The 26,553-nt window shown below is 72.9% G+C and carries 23 protein-coding genes, 1 tRNA gene and 1 riboswitch; of the genes, 10 read left to right on the top strand and 14 right to left on the bottom strand.

Annotated elements, in window-relative coordinates; genetic code table 11:
- The first annotated feature begins 8 nt into the window (after positions 1-8).
- The 3 genes from OG218_RS21625 to OG218_RS21635 all read left to right on the top strand — a co-directional run bounded on the left by OG218_RS21625 (position 9) and on the right by OG218_RS21635 (position 3,989).
- Positions 9-3,083 carry a S8 family serine peptidase gene (locus OG218_RS21625; RefSeq protein WP_328295283.1) on the top strand — a complete coding sequence of 1,025 codons (3,075 nt, stop codon included), beginning with the start codon at positions 9-11 and terminating at the stop codon, positions 3,081-3,083.
- 145 nt (positions 3,084-3,228) lie between these two features.
- Positions 3,229-3,489, top strand: coding sequence for a hypothetical protein (locus tag OG218_RS21630; protein WP_328295284.1), 261 nt, complete (start codon positions 3,229-3,231; stop codon positions 3,487-3,489).
- Positions 3,486-3,989: a 2'-5' RNA ligase family protein gene (locus OG218_RS21635; RefSeq protein WP_328295285.1), complete on the top strand. Its 504-nt coding sequence runs from the start codon at positions 3,486-3,488 to the stop codon at positions 3,987-3,989. The genes OG218_RS21630 and OG218_RS21635 overlap by 4 nt, the downstream gene beginning before the upstream one ends.
- Here OG218_RS21635 and OG218_RS21640 read toward each other — a convergent pair whose 3' ends face one another.
- From OG218_RS21640 to OG218_RS21665, 6 genes are read right to left on the bottom strand one after another with little or no spacing between them, the layout of a single operon-like run.
- Positions 3,990-4,403 carry a GNAT family N-acetyltransferase gene (locus OG218_RS21640; RefSeq protein ID WP_328295286.1) on the bottom strand — a complete coding sequence of 138 codons (414 nt, stop codon included), beginning with the start codon at positions 4,401-4,403 and terminating at the stop codon, positions 3,990-3,992. It lies immediately after the preceding gene.
- Complete coding sequence (locus OG218_RS21645; RefSeq protein WP_328295287.1) at positions 4,400-5,542, bottom strand: cysteine desulfurase family protein; 1,143 nt, start codon at positions 5,540-5,542, stop codon at positions 4,400-4,402. The genes OG218_RS21640 and OG218_RS21645 overlap by 4 nt, the downstream gene beginning before the upstream one ends.
- Positions 5,539-6,402 carry a carboxylating nicotinate-nucleotide diphosphorylase gene (gene nadC / locus OG218_RS21650; RefSeq protein WP_328295288.1) on the bottom strand — a complete coding sequence of 288 codons (864 nt, stop codon included), beginning with the start codon at positions 6,400-6,402 and terminating at the stop codon, positions 5,539-5,541. The genes OG218_RS21645 and nadC overlap by 4 nt, the downstream gene beginning before the upstream one ends.
- Entirely contained in the window at positions 6,399-7,988 is a 1,590-nt protein-coding gene (gene nadB, locus OG218_RS21655; protein ID WP_328295289.1) for an L-aspartate oxidase, read from the bottom strand. Before nadB ends, nadC begins: the two co-directional genes overlap by 4 nt.
- Positions 7,985-9,277 carry a quinolinate synthase NadA gene (gene nadA / locus OG218_RS21660; protein WP_328295290.1) on the bottom strand — a complete coding sequence of 431 codons (1,293 nt, stop codon included), beginning with the start codon at positions 9,275-9,277 and terminating at the stop codon, positions 7,985-7,987. Before nadA ends, nadB begins: the two co-directional genes overlap by 4 nt.
- A 48-nt stretch (positions 9,278-9,325) precedes the next feature.
- A complete protein-coding gene (locus OG218_RS21665; protein WP_328295291.1) occupies positions 9,326-10,021 on the bottom strand; it encodes an NUDIX hydrolase in 696 nt (231 codons plus the stop codon).
- Between the two features lie 448 nt (positions 10,022-10,469).
- On the opposite strand from OG218_RS21665, the gene OG218_RS21670 reads away from it, so the two are divergent.
- Positions 10,470-11,789 carry an MFS transporter gene (locus OG218_RS21670; RefSeq protein ID WP_328295292.1) on the top strand — a complete coding sequence of 440 codons (1,320 nt, stop codon included), beginning with the start codon at positions 10,470-10,472 and terminating at the stop codon, positions 11,787-11,789.
- A gap of 56 nt (positions 11,790-11,845) precedes the next feature.
- On the opposite strand, the gene OG218_RS21675 is transcribed toward OG218_RS21670, so the two are convergent.
- Positions 11,846-12,829, bottom strand: a complete 984-nt coding sequence (locus OG218_RS21675) for an Lrp/AsnC family transcriptional regulator (RefSeq protein WP_328295293.1) — start codon at positions 12,827-12,829, stop codon at positions 11,846-11,848.
- Positions 12,830-12,911: 82 nt separating this feature from the next.
- Here OG218_RS21675 and OG218_RS21680 point away from each other — a divergent pair, with 82 nt between their 5' ends.
- The gene (locus OG218_RS21680) at positions 12,912-14,459 is read left to right on the top strand and encodes a DHA2 family efflux MFS transporter permease subunit (RefSeq protein WP_328295294.1); all 1,548 of its coding nucleotides are present in this window, start codon (positions 12,912-12,914) and stop codon (positions 14,457-14,459) included.
- On the opposite strand, the gene OG218_RS21685 is transcribed toward OG218_RS21680, so the two are convergent.
- Positions 14,438-15,820, bottom strand: coding sequence for a cryptochrome/photolyase family protein (locus OG218_RS21685; protein WP_328295295.1), 1,383 nt, complete (start codon positions 15,818-15,820; stop codon positions 14,438-14,440). The two genes, OG218_RS21680 and OG218_RS21685, sit on opposite strands and share 22 nt — an antisense overlap.
- 151 nt (positions 15,821-15,971) lie before the next feature.
- On the opposite strand from OG218_RS21685, the gene OG218_RS21690 reads away from it, so the two are divergent.
- The 5 genes from OG218_RS21690 (at position 15,972) to OG218_RS21710 (ending at position 19,557) form a co-directional block, all read left to right on the top strand.
- A complete protein-coding gene (locus OG218_RS21690; protein WP_328295296.1) occupies positions 15,972-16,655 on the top strand; it encodes a metal-dependent transcriptional regulator in 684 nt (227 codons plus the stop codon).
- A gap of 304 nt (positions 16,656-16,959) precedes the next feature.
- Positions 16,960-17,141: riboswitch (cyclic di-AMP (ydaO/yuaA leader) on the top strand.
- A gap of 2 nt (positions 17,142-17,143) precedes the next feature.
- Positions 17,144-18,001, top strand: a complete 858-nt coding sequence (locus OG218_RS21695) for a C40 family peptidase (protein ID WP_328295297.1) — start codon at positions 17,144-17,146, stop codon at positions 17,999-18,001.
- Positions 18,002-18,413: 412 nt separating this feature from the next.
- Positions 18,414-18,908 carry an HNH endonuclease gene (locus OG218_RS21700; protein WP_328295298.1) on the top strand — a complete coding sequence of 165 codons (495 nt, stop codon included), beginning with the start codon at positions 18,414-18,416 and terminating at the stop codon, positions 18,906-18,908.
- A gap of 90 nt (positions 18,909-18,998) precedes the next feature.
- Positions 18,999-19,334 (top strand): hypothetical protein, encoded by a 336-nt coding sequence (locus OG218_RS21705; RefSeq protein ID WP_328295299.1) that lies wholly within the window; start codon positions 18,999-19,001, stop codon positions 19,332-19,334.
- Between the two features lie 7 nt (positions 19,335-19,341).
- Entirely contained in the window at positions 19,342-19,557 is a 216-nt protein-coding gene (locus OG218_RS21710) for an RNA-binding S4 domain-containing protein (protein ID WP_328295300.1), read from the top strand.
- A 3-nt stretch (positions 19,558-19,560) separates the two neighbouring features.
- On the opposite strand, the gene OG218_RS21715 is transcribed toward OG218_RS21710, so the two are convergent.
- From OG218_RS21715 to OG218_RS21740, 6 genes are all read right to left on the bottom strand, one after another.
- Positions 19,561-20,517 (bottom strand): D-2-hydroxyacid dehydrogenase family protein, encoded by a 957-nt coding sequence (locus OG218_RS21715; RefSeq protein ID WP_328295301.1) that lies wholly within the window; start codon positions 20,515-20,517, stop codon positions 19,561-19,563.
- Positions 20,514-21,296 (bottom strand): aldo/keto reductase, encoded by a 783-nt coding sequence (locus OG218_RS21720; protein ID WP_328295302.1) that lies wholly within the window; start codon positions 21,294-21,296, stop codon positions 20,514-20,516. The genes OG218_RS21715 and OG218_RS21720 overlap by 4 nt, the downstream gene beginning before the upstream one ends.
- Before the next feature lie 40 nt (positions 21,297-21,336).
- Positions 21,337-22,224, bottom strand: coding sequence for a carbohydrate ABC transporter permease (locus OG218_RS21725; protein ID WP_328295303.1), 888 nt, complete (start codon positions 22,222-22,224; stop codon positions 21,337-21,339).
- Between the two features lies 1 nt (position 22,225).
- Positions 22,226-23,185 carry a carbohydrate ABC transporter permease gene (locus OG218_RS21730; RefSeq protein ID WP_328295304.1) on the bottom strand — a complete coding sequence of 320 codons (960 nt, stop codon included), beginning with the start codon at positions 23,183-23,185 and terminating at the stop codon, positions 22,226-22,228.
- Between the two features lie 28 nt (positions 23,186-23,213).
- A complete protein-coding gene (locus tag OG218_RS21735) occupies positions 23,214-26,405 on the bottom strand; it encodes a sugar ABC transporter substrate-binding protein (protein ID WP_328295305.1) in 3,192 nt (1,063 codons plus the stop codon).
- A gap of 67 nt (positions 26,406-26,472) precedes the next feature.
- Positions 26,473-26,545, bottom strand: a tRNA-Arg gene (locus tag OG218_RS21740).
- Positions 26,546-26,553 lie beyond the last annotated feature (8 nt).

Genomic DNA, 26,553 nt, shown 5'->3' on the forward strand with positions numbered 1-26,553 from the left:
AGGCCGTCATGGTCGTCCCCCGTCCGCACCCACCCGCAGGACCGGAGGGCGGCCGGCGCGGCCCCGTCCGGCTCACCCTCGCCCTGGGCGCCGGCCTCGTCCTGGCCCTCGTCCCGACGCTGACCGCGAACGCCGCCCCCACGCCCACCCCGGCCGCCTCGGCCTTCCGGGACGGCGACTACGTCGTCACCCTCGCCCGGGACCCCATCGCGACGTACGACGGTTCCCTCCCCGGTCTGCCGCAGCTGAAGTCGGCTGGTGGCGACCTGGACATGACCCGGTCGACGACCCAGCGCTACCGCGACCTGCTGCTGTCCGCCCAGACCAAGGTCGCCGACAGCGTCGGGGTCGCCCCGCTGCAGCGCTACACGGTCGCCCTCAACGGGTTCTCCGCCAAGCTCACCGGCGCGCAGGCGACCAAGCTCGCGACCACCGCGGGGGTCGTCTCGGTCGCGCCCGACGTCGAGCGGCACCTGGTCACGAGCAGCGCCGAGGCCTCGGCCGCGGCGACCAGCGCGACCAGCACGACCAGTGCTGCGAGCACGGCCACCGCCCCCGCCCGCACGACCGCGGACTACCTCGGACTCACCGGGGCCGACGGGGTCTGGAGCCGCCTCGGCGGTGTGCAGCAGGCGGGCCGGGGTGTCGTCGTCGCCGACCTGGACACCGGGCTCTGGCCCGAGCACCCCTCCGTCGCCGGCGCGGCCCTGCCCACGGAGGCTCCCGCGGGCGAACCCTACGGCGCCTACCGCAGCGGCAGCACGATCCGGATGGCGAAGGCCGACGGCGGCACCTACACCGGGACCTGCGAGACCGGCCAGCGGTGGACCGCCGCCTCCTGCACGACGAAGGTCGTGGGCGCCCGGGCGTTCTCCGACGGGTACACCGCGGTGCACACCCTCGGTGAGGGCGAGTTCACCTCCGCCCGCGACAGCGACGGCCACGGCACCCACACGGCCACGACGGCCGTGGGCCGCAACGGCGTCCCCGCCACCATCGACGGCGACTCCTACGGCGACGTCACCGGGATCGCCCCCGCCGCCGCGTTGGCCGTCTACAAGGTCTGCTGGACCGGCGACGACGGGACGAACGGCTGCCAGACCTCCGACCTGATCGCCGCGATCGACCAGGCCGTCGCCGACAACGTCGACGTCATCAACTACTCGATCGGTTCCGGCGCGTCGAGCACGGCGGCCGACCCCGTCGAGATCGCGTTCATGGTCGCCGCCTCCGCCGGGATCTTCGTCTCCGCCTCGGCCGGGAACTCCGGCCCGGCCGTCTCCACCACCGAGCACGCCAGCCCGTGGGTGACGACCGTCGCGGCCGCCACCTCGGTGCTGCGCGAGGGCACCGTCGTGCTCGGCGACGGCCGGAAGTTCGTCGGGGCCCGGTTGACCCAGGAACCGCTGCCCACGACCCGCCTCGTGCTGGGTTCCGACGTGGCCGCCGCGGGGAAGACCGCCAACGACGCCGCGATCTGCCTCGCCGGGTCGCTGGACCCGGTGAAGACGAAGGGCAAGGTCGTCTTCTGCCAGCGGGCGGTGACGGCCCGCGTCGACAAGTCCGCCGAGGTCGCCCGCGCCGGTGGGGTGGGGATGGTCCTCTACAACCCGACGCCGAACTCGCTGGAACCCGACGCGCACGCGGTGCCGACGGTCCACCTGGACGCCGGGGCCGGCAAGACCCTCCTCGGGTACCTGCGGACGCACCGCACCAACGCGACGGTGTCCTTCCAGCCCGGGAACACCACCCGCACCCCGACGCCGGCTCCGCAGATCTCCGCGTTCTCCTCGCGCGGGCCCGCGCTGGTCGACGGCGGCGACCTCCTCAAGCCCGACCTCACCGCCCCGGGTTCCGGCGTGGTGGCGGGCTACTCGCCCGTCGCGGACGGCGCGCGCGGCAACCTGTTCGCCCCCGAGTCGGGGACCTCGATGTCGGCCCCGCACGTCACGGGCCTGGCGGCGCTGTACTACGCCGCGCACCCGGAGTTCACGCCCATGACGGTGAAGTCGGCCCTCATGACGACCGCGCGGAACCTGCTCGGTCCCGACGGCACCCCGGCCCTCGACCCGTTCGCCGGGGGAGCGGGTTTCGTCGACCCGACGAAGATGCTGACCCCGGGTCTGGTCTACGACTCGACCCCGGTCGACTGGTTGCGCTACCTCGAGGGTTCCGGCGTGGCGACCGGGACCGGCGTGGGCGCGATCGACCCGAGCGAGCTGAACCAGGCCTCGATCGCGGACGGCGACCTCGCGGGTGCCCGCACCGTGACGCGCACGGTGACGGCCACCACGGGCGGGTACTACTACGCCACGGCCCAACTCGCCGGGTTCGACGTCCAGGTCCAGCCCAGCGTCCTGAAGCTGGACGCCGGGCAGAGCGCGCAGTTCCGGGTGACCCTGACCCGCACGACCGCGGCGCTGAACACCTGGGCCTCGGGTTCGCTGACGTGGAAGGGCGGCGACGGCCTCACCGTCCGCTCGCCGATCGCGGTGCGACCGATCCCGCTGGCGGCTCCGGCCGAGGTCGCGGGGACCGGTGCGAAGGGTTCCGTCCAGGTCGGTGTCACCCCCGGTTTCACGGGTGACCTCGACCTGACCACGACCGGCCTCGTGGCCGGGAAGCGGAGCGCGGGCTCCGTCGCCGTCGGGGACAGCGTCGAGTTCCCCGTGACGATCCCGAAGGGCACCACGTTCAGCCGCTTCGACCTGCGCGGGGAGGCCGGGTCCGACGTCGACCTCTACCTCTACTCCGCCGCCGGGGAACTGCTCGACCTGTCGGCCTCCGCGTCCACCGACGAACGGATCGACGACTTCGTCGACCCGGGGAACTACGTCCTCGTCGTCGACGGCTACGCCCCGGCTCCGGGGACGTCGTCGATCGGGTTCACGTTCACCTCCTTCGTCCTCGGGCCGGACGCGAAGGCAGGGACCCTGGCCGCCACGCCGGACCCGTTGCCGGTGACCACCGGTCGCCAGGTCACGTACACGCTGGCCTGGTCGGGGCTGGACCCCTCGACGCCCTACCTGGGCACCGTGGGCTACGGCGACACCACGCGCTCGACGGTCCTGACCGTCGGCTGACCCTCCCGCGGTGACGAGACCGCCGTCCCCACCCGGGGGCGGCGGTCTCGTGCGTTCACCCCGAGGGTGTCCGCCCGCGCGTGCCGCCGCCGTGGTGGAGCAGGACCGCTGCCGTCGGGTCGGGCGCGGGTGGCAGAGTGGGACCGTGCAGCAGCAGAAGACCCAGCCGACCAACACCGGGGCGATCGCCGGCGTCGTCGCCTCCGTCGCGGGGCTCGTCGTCTCGCTCGCGTTCGCCCCGCTGGGACTGGTCATGGGGGTCGTGGTGGTGGTGCTGGGGGTGCGCGCGCTGCGTTCCGGACACCCGGACCGCGGCTGGTGGACCCTCGCGCTGGCGCTCGCCGTCCTCTGCACGGCGTCGGGCGTCTTCGGGACGGTCGTCGGGCTGGCCCACGTCCGCGGATGAGGCCGCTCGTCGTCACGGCGACGTTCGACGTCGCGACCCAGGCGGGCCTCGACCGGCTGCGTGAGCGGTGGTTCCCGCCGGAGCGCAACCAGCTCGCGGCCCACCTGACCCTCTTCCACGCCCTGCCGGGGGAGGCTCTCGACGACGTGTGCGCCGCCCTGGACCGCGCGTGCGCGGGTGCGGCGCCCCGGGCCGAGGTGAGCGGGGTGCGGTCGCTGGGGCGCGGCGCGGCCCTCGTCCTGGACTCACCCGGGCTGGTCCGGGTCCGGGCCGGGCTGGCCGCGGAGTTCGCGAGCCGGCTGACCCGGCAGGACGGCCAGGGGTTCCGCCCGCACGTCACGGTGCAGAACTTCGTGACCCCCGAGGTGGCCCGTTCGACGGTCGAGGAGCTCGGCCGGGACCTCGTGCCCTGGACGGTGCAGGTGAGCGGCCTCGCGGTGCACCGCTACCTCGGCGGCCCGTGGGAACTCCTCCGGGAGTCCCGCTTCACCGCGGTGTGATCAGACCTCCCGCGAGGACGGCAGGGGTTTCGTGCACAGGACGTCGGGGCAGCTGAGGTAGCCGAGCCGGGCCCAGAACCGCCGTCCCGCCTCGTTCTCGGGCATCACCAGCAGGTTCACCCGGGGCAGGCCGCGCCCGGCGAAACGTCCCTCGAGCTCCGCGACCAGGGCGGCGGCGAGTCCCCGCCGGCGGTGGGCGGGGAGCACGGCGAGACGGTGGATCCAGCCGCGGCGGGCGTCCGTGGTGCCCACCACGACTCCGGCGATCCCGTCCGCCACCTCGGCGACGAGCAGCAGTTCCGGCGCGTGCCCACGGATCGCCGCGAGTTCGTCGGCGGGGAGGGGCTCCCGACCGCAGGCGGCCCAGACCGCCTGGACCGCGGGCAGGTCCGCGGGCGCGAAGGTGCGGATCACCGGACGGCGAGCTGGCCGGCGAGCTGGACGGCGGAGGGCAGGGCGGCCAGCACCGCGTCGATCTCGTCGGCGGTGCTCGTCGGGCCCAGGGTGAAGCGCACGGCGGTGCGGGCCAGGTCGGCGTCGATCCCGGTGGCCAGCAGCACGTGCGAGGCGTCGTCGGAGTCGGCGGCGCAGGCCGACCCGCTGGAGCAGACGATCCCGACCTGCTCGAGCTCCGCGAGGACGGTCTCGCCGCCGACGCCCGCGAAGCAGAAGGAGGCGTGGCCGGGCAGGCGTCGGGTGCGGTGGCCGGTGAGGCGGGACCCCGGGACCGTGGCGAGGACCCCGTCGATCAGTCTGTCCCGCAACGCCGTCAGCCGGGCGACCTCGGCCTCCCGGGTGGTCGCGGCGGCGTGCAGGGCGACGGCGGTCCCCACCGCGGAGGCGACGTCGGAGGTCCCCGAGCGTCGCCCGCGTTCCTGCCCGCCCCCGTGCAGGACGGGCGCCAGCGGGACGACGCCGCGGACCCAGAGGAACCCCGCACCGCGCAACCCGCCGAACTTGTGCGCCGACGCGGACAACGCGTCGACGCCGAGTTCCGCGACGTCCAGGGGCAGGTGCCCGGCGGCCTGCACCGCGTCGGTGTGGAACGGGATCCCGAACGCGCGGCAGCGGGCCGCGATCTCGGCCAGCGGCTGCACGGTCCCGATCTCGTTGTTGGCGTACATCACCGACACGAGCGTCGTGTCCGGGCGCAGCACCGCGTCGAGCGCGGCCAGGTCGAGCAGGCCGTCCCCGTCGACCCCGACCACGTCGACCTCGAACCCGCTCTCCCGCAGGGCGGACGCGGTCTCCAGGACGGCGGGGTGCTCGATCGCGGAGACCACGACGTGGCGGCCACGGGGGTTCGCCGTGGCGATCCCCGTGATGGCCAGGTTGTCGGCCTCGGTGCCGCCGGAGGTGAACACGACCTCCCCCGGACGGGCCCCGAGGACCTCGGCGACGGCGTGGCGCGCCGCGTCCAGCCCCGCCTTCGCGGCCCGGCCCACCTCGTGGCTGCTGGAGGGGTTCCCGGTGACCTGGGTCAGGTACGGCCAGACGGCCTCGAGCACCTCCCGGCGCGGCGGTGAGGTCGCGGCGTGGTCGAGGTAGATCACGCGCTGACCGTGGTGTCGAGCCCCAGGTCCAGGGTGCGGGAGTTCTGGGTGAGCGCGCCCACGGAGATCAGGTCGACCCCCGTCTCGGCGATGGCGCGGACGGTGTCGACCCGCACGCCGCCGCTGGCCTCCACGAGGGCCCGCGAGCGCTGCCGGACCAGGCGGACCCCCTCGGCCAGGTCGGCCAGGGAGAAGTTGTCCAGCAGGACGACGTCGACGTCGGCGGCGAGGACCGCCTCGAGCTGGTCGAGGCGGTCGACCTCCACCTCGATGGTCGTCGTGTGCGGGACCTGCGCCCGGACGCCCTCGAGCGCCGTGGTGACGTCGATGCCCTGCGCGAGCAGCACCGCGAGGTGGTTGTCCTTGACCAGCACGGCGTCGGAGAGCGACCAGCGGTGGTTGTGCCCGCCCCCGGCCCGCACGGCCGCACGTTCGAGCGCGCGCATCCCCGGGGTCGTCTTGCGGGTGTCGACGACGCGGGCGTTCGTCCCGGCGACGAGGTCGACGAACGTCGCGGTGTGGGTCGCGATCCCGGACAGGTGCTGCAGCAGGTTCAGGGCGACGCGTTCGGCGCGCAGGACGCCCCGGGCGGTTCCCCGGACCCGGCCCAGCGCGTCCCCGGCCCCGAACCGGGTGCCGTCCTCAGCGAGTTCCAGGAGTTCCAGCGAACCGCCGGTGAGGTCCGCGGTCCGGGTGAAGGCCGCGCGGGCGCAGGCCGCACCGGCCAGGACGCCGGGTTCGCGGGCCACCAGCTGCGCGTCGGCGAGCGCGTCGGGCGGCAGCAGGGACTCGCTGGTGACGTCGCCCCAGGGGGCGTCCTCGGCCAGCGCGAGGGCGACGACGGAGTCAGGGGTGTTCACGGGATCCTCCGGAAGGACCGGCGGCGGGCGTGCCCCGGTGCGGTGGGGTGGTCGCTGCGGAAGTGCGCGCCGAGGCTCTCCTCCCGCGCGGTCGCCGCGGCGACCAGCAGGTGGGCGGCGAGCACGAGGTTGGCGTCCTCGCGGGTGTGGCGGGGCACGTCGAGGTCCTCGGACAGGATCTCGACGGGGTCCTCCTGCGGGGTGAGCAGTTTCATCGCCACAGCGAGCCCGGCGGCGTCGCGCACGACACCCGCGTGCTCCCACATGGCCGACTGCAGGTCACGGCGGCCGACGTGGGACGCGACGGGCAGCGCGGCCCCGGGCACCTCGACGACCTCGTCCTCGGGGAACTCCGCCGCGGCGACGCCGTTCTCGCGGATGTCGCGCACGACCTGACCACCGGTGACGAGCGCCTCGAGCAGGGAGTTCGACGCGAGCCGGTTCGCGCCGTGGACCCCGGAACAGGCGACCTCGCCCGCGGCCCACAACCCGGGCAGCGTGGTGCGCCCGACGGCGTCGGTGCGGATCCCGCCCATCCAGTAGTGCGCGGCGGGGGTGACGGGGATCGGTGTCGTCTCGGGGTCGATGCCGGACTCCCGGCACAACTGCGCGATCCCGGGGAACCGCTGCGCGAAGGGCTTCCCCAGGGTCGCGGCGACACCGGTGGCGTCGAGGACGACGGGTTTCCCACCGTGCTCGGCCATCGCGGCGGCGATGGCCCGGGCGACGACGTCGCGCGGGGCGAGTTCGGCCCGCGGGTCCACCCGGAGGGTGAACCGTTCACCGGCGGCGTCGAGCAGCACGGCGCCCTCACCGCGCACGGCCTCCGACACCAGGAACGGGTGCGCGACGGCGGCGACCGTGGGGTGGAACTGGAAGAACTCCAGGTCCGCGACCGCCGCACCGGCACGGAACGCGGCGGCCAGGCCGTCGGCCGTCGCGACCGGCGGGTTCGTGGTGTGGCTGAACAACTGTCCCGCCCCGCCGGTGGCCAGCACGACGGCACCGGCGTGGACGCGCAGGACGTGGGTGGCCCCGTCCTCCTCCGCACCGGAGACGAGGTCGGCACCCACGACGCGACCGCCGTCGGTCCGCAGCCCGGCGAGGAAGGTCTGCTCGCGGATCGTCACGTCGCTGCGCCGCACGGCCGCGGCGAGCGCGGCGGAGATCGCCGCACCGGTCCGGTCACCGCCCGCGTGCAGGATGCGCGAGGTCGAGTGCGCGGCCTCCAGACCGAGCGCCCAGCCCCCGGAGGCGCCGCGGTCGAACTCCACCCCGCGCTCGGCGAGGACCCGCACGGCGGTCGGACCGGCCTCGCACAACGCCTGCACCGCAGCGGGGGACGACAACCCGGCGCCGGCGGCCAGGGTGTCGGCGACGTGCGCGGGAACGTCCTGCGGCCCGACGGCCGAGGCGATCCCGCCCTGGGCGTAGTGCGTGCTGCCGTCGCCGAGCTCCGTCTTCGTGGCCAGCACGACGCTGCCGTGGTGGGCGGCCTCGAGGGCGGCGGTGAGCCCGGCGATCCCGGCGCCGACGACCAGGACGTCGACGTGGAGCTCCTCCACGAGTTCGCGGCGGCGGTTCACGGGTGGACGGCCAGCATGCGTTCCACCGCCGTGCGCGCGTGGCCCGCGACGTCGGCGGCGACGCTGACCTGGTTGACGACCCGGCCCTCGACGAGGGACTCGAGCACCCAGGCGAGGTAGGCCGGGTGGATGCGGTACATCGTCGAGCAGGGGCAGACGACCGGGTCGAGGCACTCGATCGTCAGGTCGGGCCGGGTGTCGGCGAGGCGACGGACCATGTTGACCTCGGTCCCGATCGCGAACGCCGTCCCGGCCGGGGCGGCGTCGACCGCCTTCTGGATGTACTGCGTGGAACCCGCCTCGTCGGCGGCGTCGACGACCTCCATCGGGCACTCGGGGTGGACGACGATACGGACGTCGGGGTTCCTCGCCCGGGCCTGCGCGATCTGGTCGACGGTGAACCGCTGGTGCACCGAGCACCACCCGCGCCACAGCACGACCCGGGCGCCCTGAAGGGTTTCCGCGGAGTTCCCGCCGTGCGGTTTGCGCGGGTCCCACACCGGCATCCGCGCGACGTCGACGCCCATGGCCTTGGCGGTGTTGCGGCCCAGGTGCTGGTCGGGGAAGAACAGCACGCGCTGTCCCCGCTCGAAGGCCCACTCCAGGACCTCGCGGGCGTTGGAACTGGTGCAGACGATCCCGCCGTGGGCGCCGCAGAAACCCTTGAGCGCGGCCGCGGAGTTCATGTAGGTCACGGGGATGACCGGCACCCGGCCGTCGGCGTCGGCCTCGGTGCCGTAGAGCGCCTCGAGCTGCTCCCAGCAGGCCTGCACGGAGTCGATGTCGGCCATGTCGGCCATCGAGCACCCCGCGGCGAGGTTCGGCAGGATGACCGGCTGGTCCGGGGTGGTCAGCAGGTCGGCCGTCTCGGCCATGAAGTGCACCCCGCAGAAGACGACGAACTCCGCCTCCGGGTGCTGCTGCGACTGCTGCGCGAGCTGGAAGGAGTCCCCGACGAAGTCGGCGTAGCGGACGATCTCGTCGCGCTGGTAGGCGTGGCCGAGGATCGACACGCGCGGTCCCAGGGTCGCCTTCGCCGCCAGGATCCGGCGGTCCAGCTCCTCGGCGGGCAGCAGCCGGTACTCGGCCGGGATCTGCTGCTGCACCGGGGAGTCGGCCGGGGCCGGGTCCTGGCGGGAGGCTCCCGCGCCGTAGGTCGGCAACGGCAGGGGCCGGCCGGGGACCGCGTCGAACTGCCACGGGGCGGTGGGCAGGTCGGGGTCGCAGGTGCTGTCCGCGCCATCGGGGGCGCGGGTGAGCAGGGCGATCTGCGTGGGGACGGACGCCATCGTGACGGGCCTGTTTCTCGAGGAGTTCCTGTGAACGTTGCCGGGGCGCTACGCGAGCGGACCGGCGGTCATCAGCGGGCCGGCGACCCCGTCCGGGACCACCGCCCGGTACAACGTCGGCGGCCGGTGCCGGCCGCCCGTCTGGCGTTCCCCGGTGGACACGACGGTTCCCGAGCTCTCGACCTGGCGACGGAAGTTCGCCGGGTCGAGGGGGCGCTGCAGGATCGCCTCGTGGACCTCGCGCAACTGCGCCAGGGAGAACTGCTCGCCCAGGAAGTGCAGGGCGACGTGCGCGTGCTGGACCTTGGTGCGCAACCGCCACAGCGCGTACTGCACGACCTCGTCGTGGTCGAAGGCGAGGCCCGTGCAGTCGTCGGCGGAGGTCCAGCGGACGTTCTCGCCCTCGACCGCGGCCGCGGCCTCGTGGTTCCTGACCAGGGCGGAGTAGACGACGGAGACGACGCGCTGACCGGGGGAGCGGTCCGGCTGCCCGAACGTGTAGAGCTGCTCCAGGTAGCTCGGGCGCAGCCCCGTCGTCTCGGCCAGGGTGCGCCGTCCGGCGTCGCTGAGGCTCTCCGTCGTGCGCACCCAGCCGCCCGGCAGCGCCCACCGGTCGGCGAAGGGGGCGCGGGTGCGGCGCACCAGCGGCAGGTGCACCCGGACGTTCCCCTCCCGGTCGGGCAGCAACGCGAAGATCACCGTCGATACCGCGACGAGGATCGCCTGCTGCTCGGTGGTGCTCATGGAACGCGGCCCCGGTCTCAGTAAGGGTGGTTCTGACAGTAACTGTGCCGGGTCGAACTGTAGGACACGGGTGCGGCACGCCACAAGCCGCCCCGTCGCCGGGTCCGCTCCGGCGGTCGGGGAACTTCTTCGGAATTCGGCGTGACAACGGCGCGGGAGCGGTCTTACCGTTGACCTACACGGGAGAGGAGGTGGTCCGAAGAATGGTTTCTCTTGGGACGCGTGAGGTGGCTGCCCGCTAGCAGCTGCGTGAACGGACGCGGACCGCTCTGGTCGCCCCGCGCAGCGCGGCGAGATCACGGCAGTCACCGGGTCCCCGGGCGCCGGTCTGTCCAACCGGCCCGCACCGTGACGGCGAGCGCCGTCGTGGGGGCGGAAGCGCCCGGGGACTTCCCACGCCCCGTCCTCCGCGCTGAAGTAGCCCCGGGACACGACCTATCCTGACCAGGTGAGTCCACCGCCGGCGCGATCCGGCCCCCCGAGTCCCGGTCCCGCACCGACCCGCCGCCGGTTCCTCGTCGACACGACGCCGCTGCGCGAGGTCCCCGCGTTCCGTCGGCTGTGGGTCGGCCAGTCGCTCGCCGCCATCGGCACCCAGCTCACCGTCGTGACCGTCGGGTTGCAGGTCTACTCCCTGACCTCCTCGACCTTCGCCGTGGGACTCGTCGGGATCTTCGCCCTCGTCCCCCTCGTCGGGCTGGGGCTCTATGGCGGTTCCCTCGTCGACGCCCACGACCGCCGGCGGGTGGCGCTGTTCGCCTCCGTCGGGCTCTGGGTCCTCTCCATCGCCATCGCGGCCCAGGCCTGGGCGCACCTGGACTCCGTCGGTCTGCTCTACGGCCTCGTGGCGCTGCAGAGCGCGGCGTTCGCGATCAACAACCCGGCCCGGTCGGCGATCGTCCCCGGCATCGTCCCGCGGGCGGTGCTGCCCGCGGCCAACGCGCTGTCCGGGATGACGAACGCCATCGCCCTGACGATCGGGCCGCTGCTGGCGGGACTCCTCGTGGGGGCGTGGGGTTTCCAGGCCGCCTACACCGTGGACGCGGTCACGTTCGTCGCCGCGCTGGCCGGGGTGTACGGGTTGCCCGCCATGCCTCCCGAGGTCCTCGGGGGGTCGCAACGGCCGGGACTGCGATCGGTGCTGGAGGGGATCCGGTTCCTGGGGACCCGTCCGAACATCCGGATGACCTTCCTCGCCGACCTCTGCGCCATGGTCTTCGCCATGCCCCGGGTCCTCTACCCCGCGCTGGGGGCGGCGGAGCTCGGCGGCGGTGCGCGGACGGTCGGGATCCTCGGTGCGGGGTTCGCGCTGGGTTCGGTGCTGGCCGGGTTGTTCTCCGGGCCGTTGGGGTCGGTGCGTCGCCAGGGTGCGGTCGTCATCGGCTGCGTCGCCGTCTACGGCGTCTCGGTCGCCGCGTTCGGGGCGGTGCTCGTCCTGGTCCCGCAGGGGGTCTCCGCGAAACTCGTCCTCTGCGTCCTGCTGCTCGCCGTCTCCGGCGCCGCTGACGCCGTCAGCTCGATCTTCCGCGGCACGATCCTGCAGGTCGCCACCCCGGACGCGCTGCGCGGCCGGTTGCAGGGGGTGTTCATCGTCGTCGTCGCGGGCGGTCCGCGCCTGGGGGACCTCGTCCTCGGTTCCACCGCGTCCGGGATCGGCGAGGGGTTCGCTGCCCTCGCGGGTGGGACGGCCTGCGTCGTCGCCGTGCTCTCGCTGGCCCGGTGGCAGCGGCGTTTCGTGCACTACGACGCCCGCGACCCGCAACCCTAGGGATCGCCGTTCGAGCGCCGTTCGCGGTGTCCTCGATCGTCGAGGAGGCGGGTGGGTCAGGGGCGGCCGGTGAGGGAGCCGGCGGCCTTGACCGCGCGCAGGACGGGGGCGGACTCGATGTCGCGGACCCCGGGCAGGGCCGCGAGCGGGCCGCTGATCAGCTGGTACACCTCGGTGCTGCCGGAACTCAGTAGGGACGCGTAGAGGTTCGTGCGGCCGGTGGTGGCGGCGACGAAGGCGCTCTCCGGCAGCGCGGCGAGCTGTTCCCCGGCCGCCGGGAGGTCGGCGGGCGCGATGGAGAGCCACACCATCGTGGGGTAGCCGGTGTCACGCCGACGGGGGTCGAAGTCGACGTCGTAGTACAGGACGCCGGCGCGGTGCAGGGCGTCCATCCGACGGCGCACCGTCGACGTCGGAACCCCCGTGCGGGCGCCGAGCTCCTCGACCGGGACCCGCCCGTCGATCGCGAGCACGTCGAGAACCGCCGCGTCCACCTCGTCGGTCACGACCGGGCTCTCGCGGGGTTCGACCAGGGGGACACCGGCGGTGAGGGCGGCGACCTGGTCGGGGCCGAGGATCCCGCTCTTGAGCAGCGGTGACTCGGCCAGGCCGTGGAAGACGTGCAGGACCTGCTGGGCGCTGAGGTCGACGATGCGCTGGGTCCGCGGAAGCTTCGCGAGCAGCAGCGAGTCGTCGTCCTGGACCAGCGGGGAACGGGCGGAGCAGACGATCTCCGTTCCGCCGGAGGTGAGGTGGATCCACGAGGTGTCCTCGCGGCGGGCCAGCGCCTGCGCCACCGGCAGGGCCGCGTCCGGAGTCGTGCGGATGCGCAGCACCCAGGAGACCTCACCCAGGCGCAACGGGTCGGTGAGCCCCAGAACCCGTGCGCGACCGGCCGACCGGAGCTTCGCGTAGCGTCGCGCCACGGTCTGGTCCGAGACGCCGAGCACCTGGCCGAGCAGCCGGAACGAGGCGCGGCCGTCCAACTGCAGCGCCTGCAGCAGCTGCTGGTCGAGGGGTTCAAACCTGTCGAGGATCACCGCGTCAAAGCTACTACGTGTCGGATCCCGCCGCTTCAACGTGCGTGGCTGGGTCCGCGGGCGGCTGGGGTCGATCGTCGGGGTGTCTCTCCCCTCCGAACTCAAGGAACTCTCGATGCGCAAGTGGTTGCCGCTGGTCGCGGTGTGCCTCGGAACGTTCATGCTCCTCGTCGACGTGACGATCGTGAACGTCGCCCTGCCGGCGATGACGATCGCCCTCGACGCTTCGTTCACCTCCCTGCAGTGGGTCATCGACGGGTACGCGCTCTCGCTCGCGGCGCTGCTGCTCGTGGCAGGGGCCTGCGCGGACCGGTACGGGCGTCGGGGCGCCTACGTCGTCGGTCTCGTGCTCTTCGCCCTCGCCTCGCTGGCGTGCGGCCTCGCGCCGAACCCCGAACTCCTCGTCGTGGCGAGACTGGTGCAGGGCGTCGGCGCCGCGGCGATGTTCGCCGCCACGACGGCCCTGCTCGCGGGGTCCTACTCCGGACGGGACCGGGGGACCGCCTTCGGGATCTGGGGGGCCGTCAACGGGGCGGCTGCCGCGTGCGGCCCGATCCTCGGTGGACTGCTCACCCAGGGGCTCTCCTGGCGCTGGATCTTCCTGGTGAACCTGCCGATCGCGGTGGTCGCCGTCGCCCTCACGTTGCGGGTCGTGCCGGAGTCGAAGAACCCGGCGGCTCGTGTCGACGTCCCCGGGGCCGTCAGTTTCACCGCGTTCGCGGCCGGCGCGGTGTACGCGCTGATCGCCGGTGGGGAGGACGGCTGGACCGCGGGTCAGACGCTGGCCGGTTCCGGCGTGGCGCTGGTCGCCCTCGCGGTGTTCCTCGCGGTCGAGGTGCGCCGTGCGCACCCCCTGCTGGACCTGGGGCTCTTCCGGAAACCCGCCTTCGCCGTCCTCATGCTGACCGCCGTCGTCATGCAGGCGTCGGCGTTCGGGTCGCTGGCCTACGTGTCCATCTGGCTGCAGTCCCTGCTGGGTCTCGGGCCGGTCCGTGCCGGTCTCGTGGTGCTACCGCTGAGCATCGCCGCGTTCGTCGTCTCCGCCGTCCTCGGTCGGGTGCTGCACGCGCGCTCGCCCCGGCTGCCCGTCGGGATCGGCATGCTGCTGATCGGTCTCGGGGACCTGCTCGTCCTGAACGTGGGCCCCGACTCCGGCTGGGCCGCACTGCTTCCCGGGTTGACGGTGCTGGGGCTCGGGGTCGGTGCCGGGACCCCCGTGCTGGTGTCGGCTGCTCTCGCCCACGTCCCCGGTCCGCGGGCCGGAATGGCCGGCGGTGCCGTGAACACGTTCCGTCAGTTGGGGATGGCCCTGGGGATCGCCGCGCTCGGAACCCTGTTCACGCACCGCATCGCCGACGTGGTCAGCGCGGACTCCGCGGTCACCGACCCCGCCACGCTGGCGGACGGGCTGGCCAGCGGCGGAGCGCAGGCGATCTTCGCCGCGGTTCCCGACCAGGCCCGCGGTGCGGTGGAATCGCTGGCGCACAGCGCGTTTGCCGAAGGGCTGGACCGGATCTCCCTCGTCGGCGGGATCGCCGCACTGGTCGTCGGAGTTCTCGTCCTCGTGGTCCTGCGGCCTGCTCACCCTGCGCAGCAGGAAGTCACCCGTCAGCCCTTGACGCGGGCGTAGTCCTCCAACGCCACCTGGCGTTCGTGGGCGTGGTCGACGATGCGTTCGGGGTAGCCCTGCTCGTACCCGTCGGCCGCGTCCCAGGGGGTGTGCGCGGACTTCCCCGCGAGGTGGCCCAGCTCCGGGACCCAGCGGCGGACGTAGCTGCCGTCGGGGTCGAACTTCTGGCCCTGGGTGATCGGGTTGAAGATCCGGAAGAACGGCGAGGCGTCGGTCCCCGACCCCGCCACCCACTGCCAGCCGTGGTTGTTGCTGGCGAGGTCCCCGTCGCGCAACCAGTGCATGAACTCCCGTGCCCCGGAGCGCCAGTCGACGTGCAGGTCCTTGACGAGGAAGCTCGCGACGATCATCCGGACCCGGTTGTGGACCCACCCGACGGAGCGCAGCTGGCGCATCCCGGCGTCGACGATGGGGAACCCCGTGCGCCCCTCGGCCCAGGCCGTGAACGACTCGCCCACGGGTTCGTAGTTCATGGCCGCCAGTTGTGGGCGGTAGTACTCCCGGGCGGACTCCGGGCGGTTCCAGAGCACGTCGGCGTAGAACTCCCGCCAGCACAGTTCGGTCCGGTAGGTCTCCGCCCCCACCGACCGCTTCGCACGCAACGCGGCCAGCAGGGTCCGGGGATGCAGCTCGCCCCACTTCAGGGCGTGCGAGAGCTGGGAGGTGCCGTCGTGGTCGGGGCGGTTCCGCTCGCCGTCGTAGTCGGCCAGGGCGCCGTCGAGGAAGTCGTGCCAGCGCGCGAAGGCGGCGTCCTCGCCGGCCTCGGGGAGTTCGAGGTCGCCCAGGTCCGGTTCGCCCGGCCAGTGCGAGCCGTCGACCCCCGCACCGTCGTGCACCCAGTCGACGTCACCGGGATCGGCGGCGGGCGCGGGCCAGCCGTGCTCGTTCCAGGCGCGTGAGAACGGGGTGAAGACCTGGAACGGCTTGCCGGAGCCGTTGAGGATGGTCCCGGGCCCGATGGCGTAGGGCGTCCCGGTGCGGACCAGTTCACGGTCGTGACCCGCCAGCGCCGTCGCGACCGCGTCGTCGCGCCGACGGCCGTAGGGGCCGGCGTCGGCGCTGACGTGCACCCGGCGGGCCCCGACCCGCGCGGCGACGTCGTCCACGACCTGCGCCGGGTCGCCCGCTTCGACCACGAGGTTGCCGTCCAGGGACGCGTCGAGCGCCCGCAGCGAGCGGAGCAGGTAGGCGCGACGGACGTCCCCGGAGGGCTTCCAGAGCGTGGGGTCGATGACGAAGAGCGGGAGCACCGACCCTTCCGCCGCCGCGGCGAGCAACGCCGGGTGGTCGCTGAGTCGGAGGTCCCGACGGAACCAGAGCACGCTGGTCCTCGGGTCACGGTCCTGTTCGCGGGCGGCCACGCCGGGACGCTATCCGCGCGTCCGCCGCCCCGCCCGGTGGAGGCCCGGCGGAGGTGGGGCTCCGACCCGTCGGACGCTCTGCGCGGACACGCCCCGAACGCCCCGGGGTCAAGGGTGCGACCACCGGTCGCGATGAACGATGATGGGCACCGTGAGCGATCTCATCGACACCACCGAGATGTACCTCAAGACGGTCTTCGAACTGGAAGAGGAAGGCATCGTGCCGATGCGCGCTCGCATCGCCGAGCGGTTGCACCACTCCGGCCCGACGGTCTCCCAGACCGTGGCGCGGATGGAGCGCGACGGGTTGCTGCACGTGGGCACCGACCGGCGGCTGGAGCTGACCGACGCCGGCAAGCAGAAGGCGATGCGGGTCATGCGCAAGCACCGCCTCACCGAGCGCCTGCTGACCGACGTCATCGGACTGGAGTGGAGCCTCGTCCACGAGGAGGCCTGCCGCTGGGAGCACGTCGTCTCCGAGGAGGTCGAGAAGCGCCTCGTGGCGATCCTGGACCACCCGCACTCCTCGCCCTACGGCAACCCGATCCCCGGTCTGGACGAGCTGGGGGAGGAGTGCTCGACCGAGGACTTCCGCTCCGGTGTGCAGTCGCTGAGCAGCCCCGAGCTCGAAGGGCGCTCCGTCGTCGTGCGGCGCCTCGGCGAACCGCTGCAGACCGACGTCCCGCTGCTGGCCCGCTTCCACGCCGCCGGCCTGGTCCCCGGGGTCGAGGTCGTCGCGAAGTCGTCGGCCTCCGGCGTGGAGGTCGCGGTGGGCGAGGGTGTGGTGGACCTCACGTCGGCCGAGGCGTCGCACATCTTCGTCGCACTCAGCTGACCCCGCCCGACCCGGGAACCCCTCGACGACGCGGGGTTCCGGGCCCGGGAACAGCCCGGACAGCCGCCTGCCGGCCCTCCCACGGGTGATCTGCGACGGAGGGTGAAGGCCGAGGTCACCCGTTCGGCCCTCGGCGTCGTCCGCTTCCCGTTCTCAGTCGTCACTCTCTGTACATCAAGCCCGACTCGTCGTCACGTCCCCGGCACCAGTTCGTCACCGGGTCGTGACATTCGACCCAGGATCGGGTTATGGTCCACCCGCATCCTCGACAGCGCACGCGGATGCCCTCACGTGGACGCCGAGCCCTGCCACCACGCCGAGGTCCCCCGAGACATTTCATGGCAGGGGTGGGGGAACCACGTTTCCCGGGCGGAGCACGACCACCTGGTCGCGCCGAGTCCTTGGGGTGAAGCCGGTGCGAACCGGCCGGGGGATACTCCCTCCCGAACCCGACAGCTCACCTCGCAGGCGTCGGAGAGGCCACCACCTTGACGACTCGCGTCCAGGCGCGCCATCGCGCCGCCGTTCGTGCCCGTACCCCCCTGACCGACCTGTCCGACAGCGTCGCCCGCACCGCCGGCGGCGCCGTCCGCACCGGTGCGGTCGCCGCCGCCGCCGGTGGTCTGCTCGTCTCCGTCGCTCTCCCCGCGAGCGCCGTGACCAGTGCAGCCCCGGCCGCCGTCGGCTCGAGCGTCGCCTCGGTGGCGACCGCCGTTCCCGCCGCCTTCGGCACCACTGCCGCCGGCGTCGTGTCGGCACCCGCCACGGTGAGCACCCTGTCGAGCACCGCGACGTTCTCCGCTGCCCCGGCCGCTGCGCCCGTCGTCGTCGCCGCCCCGGTCCTCACCCGGGCCACCCGTACCGCGGACGCCGTCCCGGTCGTGGCCTCCAGCGTCGCGGAGAACGCGATCGTCGCCGAGCCCGCGCCGGTCGTGGCGGCTCCGGTGGCCGCACCGGCTCCCGCGCCCGCCCCGGTCCAGGCCTCGATGGGTGCGCGCATCCTCGACGTGGCCGACGACTACGCCGGTGTCCCCTACGTCTACGGCGGCACCACCCCCGCCGGCTTCGACTGCTCGGGCTACACCAGCTACGTCTACCGCCAGGTCGGCGTCGAGATCCCCCGGACCGCCGCCGCCCAGAAGTCGGCCGCGGCCACGATCTCCCGCGGCGACGCCGTCCCCGGCGACCTCGTCTTCTTCAGCAACGGCTCCGGCCGTGCCTTCCACGTGGGCATCTACGCGGGCGGCGGGATGATGTGGGACGCGCCGCGGACCGGCAAGCCCGTCCAGCTCCGCGCGATCTGGAGCGACGCCGTCACCTTCGGTCGCCTCGCCGCCACCGTCTGATCGAGGCACGTCACCGATCGGCGAGTGATCGTCGCTCGGGTCCGCAAGAACGGCGCTCGTCGCGCCCACCGGAGGAGGCTCCCGCCTCCGACGGTGGTGCGGCGGGCGCCGTTCTCGCGTTCGCGACCCGGCCGATCCGGGTCACCTCCCCGGTTCCGGCGCGCCCAGTGGGATTCACGGGAAAGTTGCTGACTCCACCACCCCTCGCGACGTAGGGTGCCGTCAACGACGACGGCACCCACGGAGGTCCGATGACCAGGCGTCACGGCGGCACAGCCACCGTGGTGCCCCACGCCCTCCAGCAGCACGCGGAGCACCACCACCACGTGCACCACCACCATGTGCACGTCGTCGCTCTCAGAGGCGCCCTCCCCACCGGGGACGGCGCCTCTCGTCGTCTCAGGAGGTGGATGTGCGCACGCTCGTGCTGAACGCCGGCTTCGAACCGCTCGCGGTGGTGTCCTTCCGCAGGGCACTCGTCCTCGTGCTCGCCGGGAAGGCGTCGGTGGTCCTCGCCGACGCCGACCCCGTCGTCGGCGCGACGATGAGCCTCGAACGGCCCTCCGTCATCCTGCTCACGCGCTACGTCCGCGTCCCGCGCGGCCAGGTCGTCCCGGTCAGCCGGCGTGGCGTCCTGCGCCGCGACCACCAGCGCTGCGCCTACTGCCGCGGCCACGCGAGCACCGTCGACCACGTCCTGCCGCGCAGCCGCCGCGGCCCGGACACCTGGGAGAACCTCGTCGCCTGCTGCGTGCGCTGCAACAACGCCAAGGGCGACCGCACCCCCGAGGAGATGGGCTGGAGCATGCCGTTCCGACCCGCCGCCCCCCGGGGCGCGTCCTGGGCCGTGCGGGGGGCCGAGACCCCCGACCCCCGCTGGGACGAGTTCCTCGCCACCGCCGCCTGACCCCGGTCCCGCCGGCGGGACGACGGACGGCGTCCGGGGTTCCGCCGTGCGGATGACGAGGACGGCGCGGGTGGGTGCGACGCTGGGGGCATGGACGAGAACAAGAGGCAGGGCGAGTCGATCGACGCGGTGCTGCGGGGTCTGCTGAAGCAGGGCCGGCTGGACCCGGGAGCCGAACGCCTCGCAGAACAGGGCATCGACCGGCTGAAGGCGTTCCTCGGCTCGACCCCGGGGGCGCGGACCACGACCGGGACCGAGGTCCCCGAGGACGCCGAGGTGGTCGTCCCCGGCGGGCGGGAGATGCTCATGCACACGATCCCGCTGCCCGACGGCACCCGGGTCGAGGTCCTGGTGCCGGAGCGCCTCACCCGTGCCGAGGCCGACCGGGTCGCCGGTGTCCTCACCGCGCTGGCCGTCGATGAGTGAGGTGGCGGTGGAGACGATCGACGTGGAGGTGACGGGGATCGTGCGCCTCGGGCAGTTCCTCAAGCTCGCCGGCGCCGTCGACTCCGGTGGGGAGGCCCGTGAGGTCCTCCAGGCCGGGGAGGTGACGGTGAACGAGGAGCCCGAGGACCGCCGGGGTCGTCAGCTCTCCGACGGTGACGTCGTCGCCCTCGGCGACGGGTCCTGGCGCGTCCTCGTCAACTGAGGGTCAGCCGAGCACCCGCACCGGGCGGCCTGCCCGCCAGGCCGTGACGTCCTCGACGGCGTCGAGGTACATCCGGCGGTAGGAGTCCTGCGTCACGTACCCCGTGTGCGGGGTCAGGACGGTGTTCGGGGCCTCACGCAGCGGGTGGCCGAGGGGCAGGGGTTCGACGTCGTACACGTCGAGCCCCGCCCCGGCGATCGTCCCCGCGTGCAGGGCCGCCACGAGCGCGTCGGTGTCCACGACCGGGCCTCGCGAGGTGTTCACCAGGAACGCCGTGGGCTTCATCGTGGACAGTTCCGCCGCACCCAGCAGACCGCGGGTGCGCTCGGAGAGCCGGGTGTGGACCGAGACGACGTCGCTGCGGCGCAGCAGGTCCGCCTTCGAGACGGGTTCCACGCCGAGCTCCCGGGCCTGCGACGGGTCGAGGTTCTCCGACCACGCGAGGACCTCCATGTCGAAGGCCTGCGCGATCCGCGCGACCCGGCGGCCGAGTTTGCCCAGCCCGATCGTGCCGAAGGTCAGCCCGGCCAGGTCCAGCCCCACACCCAGCTGCCAGTGCCCCGCCCGGAGGCCCGCGTCCTCGGCCGGGACCCGCCGGGCCAGGGCCAGCACGAGGGCCCACGTGAGTTCGGCCGTCGGCGTCGCGGTCGTCGGTGTGCCGGCCATCCCCGTCCCGCAGACCAGGACCCCGTGGCCCGCGGCGGCGGGCAGGTCGATCGCGGCGTTGACCATGCCCGTCGTCACCAGCAGGCGGAGGTCGGGCAGACCGGCGAACTCGCCCGCCCCGAACGGTGTCCGCTCGCGCATGGCGACGACGACCTCCGCGCCGGCCAGGCGTGCGCGCAGGGCGTCTCCGGCGAGGTGCTCGTGGACGAAGTCCACCTCGCCCAGACCCGAGAAGTCGGCGAACCCCGCGGCCACCCGCTGGTAGTCGTCGAGGACCACCACGCGCCGGCTCACCCGCGCCCCAGCCCGTCGATCGCGGTGACCTCGTCGTCGGTGAGGACGAAGCCGTCGACGTCGAGGTTGGTGGCCTGCCGGCCGGGATCACCCGACTTGGGGATCACGACCACCCCGTGCTGCACGTGCCAGCGCACGACGACCTGCTCGGCGCTCACGCCGTGCGCCTGCGCGACGCCGGCGAGGACCGGGTCCTGCAGGCTCGTCGCCTTGAACGGGGAGTACCCCTCCAGGACGATCCCGCGGTCGCGGTGACCCTGCAGCAGGTCCGCGTCGAAGAGCCGCGGACCCCACTTCACCTGGTTCACGGCGGGGGTCACCCCGGTGGCCGCCGTGAGCTCGTCGATCTGGGCGAGGGAGTGGTTGCTGACGCCGATGGCGCGGACCTGCCCGCGCTGCTGCGCCGCGACGAACCGTTCCCAGACGTCAGGACGGGCCCGGCCCTCCGGCGGCCAGTGGATGAGCCACAGGTCCAGGACGTCGCGGCCCAGCAGTTCGAGGCTGCGGGCGAGGAACTCGTCCTCCCGGCCGGCGTGGTCCTGGCGCAGCTTGGTGGTGACGACCACGTCGTCACCGTCGTCGTGGCCCGCGATCGCCCGGCCGACCTCGGCCTCGTTCTCGTACATCGTCGCGGTGTCCAGCAGGCGGTACCCGAGGTCGAGGGCGCTGCGCAGCGACCGCTCACCCGCGGCACCGCGCAGGCCGTAGGTGCCGAGCCCCACGAGGGGCAGGTCGAGCGTGCCGTCGAGGGTCCGGACGGGAGTGCGGGGAGTGCTCACGCGGGGACGCTACGACCCCCGGGAGCCTCCCGCACCCCGCTCAGTCCTTCAGGCCCGCGTTCATGTCGGCGTTCATGACGTAGCGCTGGAACACCAGGTAGATGACGACGAGCGGCACGATCGAGATGACCGAGGCGCCGAGCAGGACCGACCAGTTGACGTTCTGCGCCCCGACGATGCTCTGGATGCCGATCTGGAGCGTGAACTTGCTCGGGTCGTTGAGGACGATGAGCGGCCAGATGTAGTCGTTCCACCGCCACTGGAAGGAGAAGATCGCCAGGGTGATCATGATCGGACGGGCGATCGGCAGCATGACGCGGACGAAGGTCGTCAGCTCGTTCGAGCCGTCGATGCGGGCCGCTTCGAGCAGCTCGTTCGGCACCGTGGAGAAGAACTGCCGGAACATGAAGCAGCCGGTGGCGGTGATGATCGAGGGGACGACGATCCCGGCCAGGTGGTTGTAGAGCCCCAGGTCGCGGATCACGAGGAACGAGGGCGACAGGATGACCTCGGTCGGCAGCATCGTCGTGGCGAGGATGCACATGAAGAACGCCTTGAGCCACCAGTTCTGGTACTTGGCCAGGGCGTAGCCCGTCATGGCGCTCGCCAGCACCGTGAGGACGGTGGTGCTGACCGCCACGATGAGGGTGTTGGTGAAGTAGCCGGCGAAGTTGAAGCTCGTCCAGGCCTGCTCGTAGCCGGCGAACGTGGGGTTCTTCGGCAGCAGCGTCAGCGGGTAGGAGAAGAGGTTCCCCGCCGGTTTGAACGAGGACAGGACGAACCACAGCACCGGGAAGCCGTAGAGCACGGCGAGCAGCCACAGCAGGACGGTGGCCCCGACGGTGCGGGCGGGCGAGCCGCCCTCGCGCACGCGGGTGCTGCGGCGCAGAGCCGGTGCCTTGGGGCGGGGCAGCGAGGAGAGAGCCATCTCACGCCTCCCGGCGTCGGTTGACGAGGACCTGGAGCAGGGCGATGCCCATGAGGACGGCCATGAGGACGAACGAGGCGGCGCTGGCGTAGCCGATCTGGCCCTGCTGGAAGCCCGTCCGGAAGATGTACTGGACGACCAGGTTGTTCTCCGTGCCCGGCCCACCGCCGTTCAGGGACTGCAGCAGCGCGTACTCCTTCATGGCCCCGAGGCTGCCGAGCAGGATGACGATGAACGACGTCGGGGCGATGCTGGGCAGCGTGATGTAGCGGAACCGCTGCCAGGACGTGGCCCCGTCGATGGAGGCGGCCTCGTAGTAGGAGGTCGGGACGTTGCGCAGCGCGGCGACGAACAGCAGCATGTTGAAGGCCGTCCCGCCCCAGGCGCCGGCGATGGCGACGATGACCAGCGACAGGTTCGCGTTGGACTGCCACGGGACGGCGGAGCCGCCGAAGGACGTGATGAGGAAGTTCACCAGCCCGAAGTTCTCCCCGAAGATCCACCGCCAGATGACGCCGGCGACGATGGGGGAGATGAGCCACGGGATGAAGAACAGGACGCGCGCGACGGTCTTGCCCTTGGCGTGCGGGCTGGTCAGCAGCGTCGCCATGGTCAGCGACAGCACGTAGTTCAGCGGCACCGACATGACGGCGAACAGGACCGTCCGGCCGAACGCCGAGTAGAACCCGGCGTCGCCGAGCAGCTTCTGGTAGTTGGCCAGGCCCACCCACGGGGCCGAGCCGACCCCGGTGTAGCTGGTGAACGAGTAGTACAGCCCCGTCAGCGCCGGCCAGACGAAGAACAGGAAGAACAGGACCACGTTGACGCCGACGAACAGCAGGGGCGCCACGCGGTAGCGCGCCGCCCGTCGGCGGTTGGCGGAGGCTCGCGGAGCCTGCACGAGGGCAGCGGGGTCGGTCCCGACGGCGGCGGGGACCGGGCCCGGTGAGGTGGGGGTCATCGAACCTCCTGGGGAGCGCGAGCGGACGTCAGGCGATCTGCTCGTTCAGCAGCTTCACGATGTTGGCCACGGTCTCCGCCACGGTCTGCTGACCGTTGATGGCTTTGCCCACCTCGTCCTTGGTGGGGTCGGTCGTGATGGCCTTGCCCGCGAGGGTCAGCTTCTCACCCGAGTCGCTGCCGGACGTGGAGATCGGGTCGGCGAGCTCGATCTCCTTCTGGTAGAGCGCGTAGCCGTCGAGGGCGGCCTGGTTCGTCCCCGGGTAGGCCACCTCGAGGTCGTTCTCCACCGGCAGCCACCCGTTGGTCGCGGCGACCTTGGTGTAGTTGGCCGGGTCGTAGAGGAACTCGACGAACTGCATCGCGGCGGCCTTGGTGTCGCCGTTGTCGAAGGCCACGACCTTGCCGCCGGTGTTGATGTCGGTGGCCTGCGTCGGCTGCGCCGGGGTGGGGACGGCCGCCCACTCGAACTGGGTGATGCTCTCGGCGAAGTCGGCGATCTGCCAGACGCCGGAGAAGTAGGCGACGACCTGGCCGCTCTTGAACAGGGCGTTCGGGTCGCCCCCGGAGGTCCACACGGACTTCGGCATGACGACGTCGTCGTTGAGGTCGACGAACTTCTGCAGCGCCGCGGTGGTGTCGTCGTCGACGCTGTACTCGGTGCCCTTCTCGTTGAGCTGGAAGCCCTTGGCCCCGTGCTCGTAGAAGAACGCTTTGATGCGCGCGGGCGAGGCGTCGTAGACGAGGTCGTACTGGGCGCCGGCCGCGGTGCGGACCTGCGTCGCGGCGGCGAGGAACTCGTCCCAGGTCCAGGTGCTCGCGGGGTCGGTCGGGTAGGCCACCCCGGCCTTCTGGAAGAGCGTGGTGTTGATGAAGAGCCCGGCCGCGGTGATGTCGGAGGGGATCGTGACGATCTTGCCGTCGCTGGTCTTCTGGTAGAGCTTCTCGTCGATCTTGTTCGTGGCGCTCGTCGCGACGGCGGTGAGGTCCTGCAGCTTGTTCGTCCAGATCGGGTCCAGGGACGGTGCGCTCGCGACGTCGGGCAGGGAGTTCGCCTGCGCGGCCTGGCGCAGCTTCGTCTGGTACCCGTCGTAGGGGACGTTGACGATCTCGACCGTGATGCCCTTGGCCGCCTTGAAGGCGTCGGCCAGGTCGTAGTACCCCTTGGCCTGGGCCTCGCTGGCCGAGAGCCAGAAGGTGATCTTCTTGGCGTCACCGCCACCGGTACCGGAATCGTCCGAACCGCAGGCGGTCAGGGCGGTTCCCGTGGCCGCCGCGGCCAGGGAGCCGAGGAGGATGGATCGACGACTGGTGGTGAACTCGCGCATGGTTGGACGTCCTCGTCTCCGGTCACGAACCGTCTCCTCCGCCGGCGGTGGAGGCCGGTCAGGGCTGACCGGGGGAGGTGGACGGCACTGCCCTGAGCAGCAGCGGCAGTTCCGGCAAGTTAGGCGGAAAGCCCTTACCTCGTCAAGTGCCGACACCCGGTGGAGTCGGGATGACTTCACGTCAGAACATGTGCACACTGACGTCCGTCGGACCGCTGCCCCCGCGTGCGTCGGGACGACCCCCACCCCAGCGCCCGGAGGACTGATCGCGTGCACCCCGACCCCGCTCCCGAACTCCTCGACCGCGGGTTCACCGACCTGCTGGTCGCCGACCTCGACCGCAGGGTCGCACAACTGCTCGCCGGTCGGGCGGGAACGCTCAGCCCGCTGGCCCACCGCGAGACGACCGCCCGGCTGAAGTCCCTCGTGGCGGCCTGGTCCCACCCGGGTTCCGCGCACCACCACGACGACCGGCTGCTCCCGCCGGCCGACGGGCTGCTGCGGCAGCTGGCCGCGGCGCAGACCCCCAGCGGCCTCTTCGACAGCTCCAACCTCGCCTCCCCGCCGGACACCGCGTTCACGGTCAACGACCTCTGCCTCACCGCCGAGCTCGCCGGCCGGGAGGAGGCGCTCACCGGGATCGCGGACGGGCTGCGCGAGATCGGGCGCCGCACGCTGCCGCCCCTGCTCACAGGCGGCGTCCACACCCCCAACCACCGGTGGGAGCTCACGAGCGCCCTGGCCCGCCTCGACGCGCTGCTCGGGCACGAGCCCGCCGTCCGCGCACGGGTGGAGGAGTGGCTGGCCGAGGGCGTGGACCAGCAGTCCGACGGGATGTACTCCGAACGGAGCCCGCTCTACGCCGGTGCCGTCACCAACCCCTCGCTCCTGGTCCTCGCCGACCTGCTGGACCGCCCCGACCTGCTCGACCCGGTGCGGCGCAACCTCGAGGCGTTCCTGCCCCTGCTCGACGAGGACGGCCTGCTGGAGAGCGTCCACTCCCGGCGTCAGGACCAGCACGAGGTCGGCCACCCCGGTACCGCGTTCGTGCTGCCCTACCGGCGCTTCGCCCTCGAGGAGGACCGCCCCGACTTCGCCGCCGCGGCCCGCTCGCTGCAACGCCACGGCCTGGACGGCCGCCACGGCCTGCCCGAGGTGATGGCCCACCCGCGGCTGGGGCTCGCGCTGCCCGCGGGACCCGAGGAGTGGCGCTGGAGCGGTGCTGCGCAGTTGGCGGACTCCGGCCTGGCGGTCGAGGCGAGCGGCCGCACCCGCACCGTCGTCTTCGGCGGCAGCGACCAGCCCGCGGTGCAGGCCGTCCGGTCGGGAACGGCCAACACCGCCACCTTCCTGCGCTTCCGGCACGGGTCGGCCGTCGTGCAGTCGCTGCGCCTCTCCAGCGACTTCTTCGGGCTCGGGCCGTTCCGCAGCGAGACGCTGGAACCCCGCGACGGCGGCGGGTACGTGCTGCGCCAGCGGTTGCGGGCCGGCTACTACCAGCCGCTGGCGGCGGCCGACCGCGATCCCCTGGGCGCCTACCCCCTGGGGGACGAGGGCCGCTTCCACGCCGCGATGGCCTTCGAGCGGCGTGCCGTCGACGCCGTCGAGCTGGACACCGAGGTCGAGGTCCTGCCCGGCCCGGACGGGGTCGAGGTGGTCGTGCGTACCGCCGGGGCCGCGACGTCCTTCGCCCTGGAACTGTCCCTGCGCCCGGATGGCACCCTGGAAGGCGCCGAGCAGCTGTCCGCGGACACCTACCGGCTCACCGGTGAGCGCTGCCGCTGGACCGTGGGGAGCGACGTCCTGGAGATCGGCCCGGGCGGCGGGGACGGTCCCGCCCAGCCGGCCCACTACTCCGGCGGAGAGCAGTACGAGTACCTGCGGGGCGGTCACGACGCGGAGGGGGTGCGCCTCTACGTCACCGGCCGGACCCCGGGGACGGTGCGGCTCTCGCTGCGGGTGCGCTCGGAGGGACTCGAACCCCCAACCAACCGGGTAGAAACCGGTCGCTCTATCCATTGAGCTACGAGCGCTGGTGCCG

The sequence above is a fragment of the Kineococcus sp. NBC_00420 genome (genome assembly GCF_036021035.1).
Classification (GTDB): Bacteria; Actinomycetota; Actinomycetes; order Actinomycetales; family Kineococcaceae; genus Kineococcus.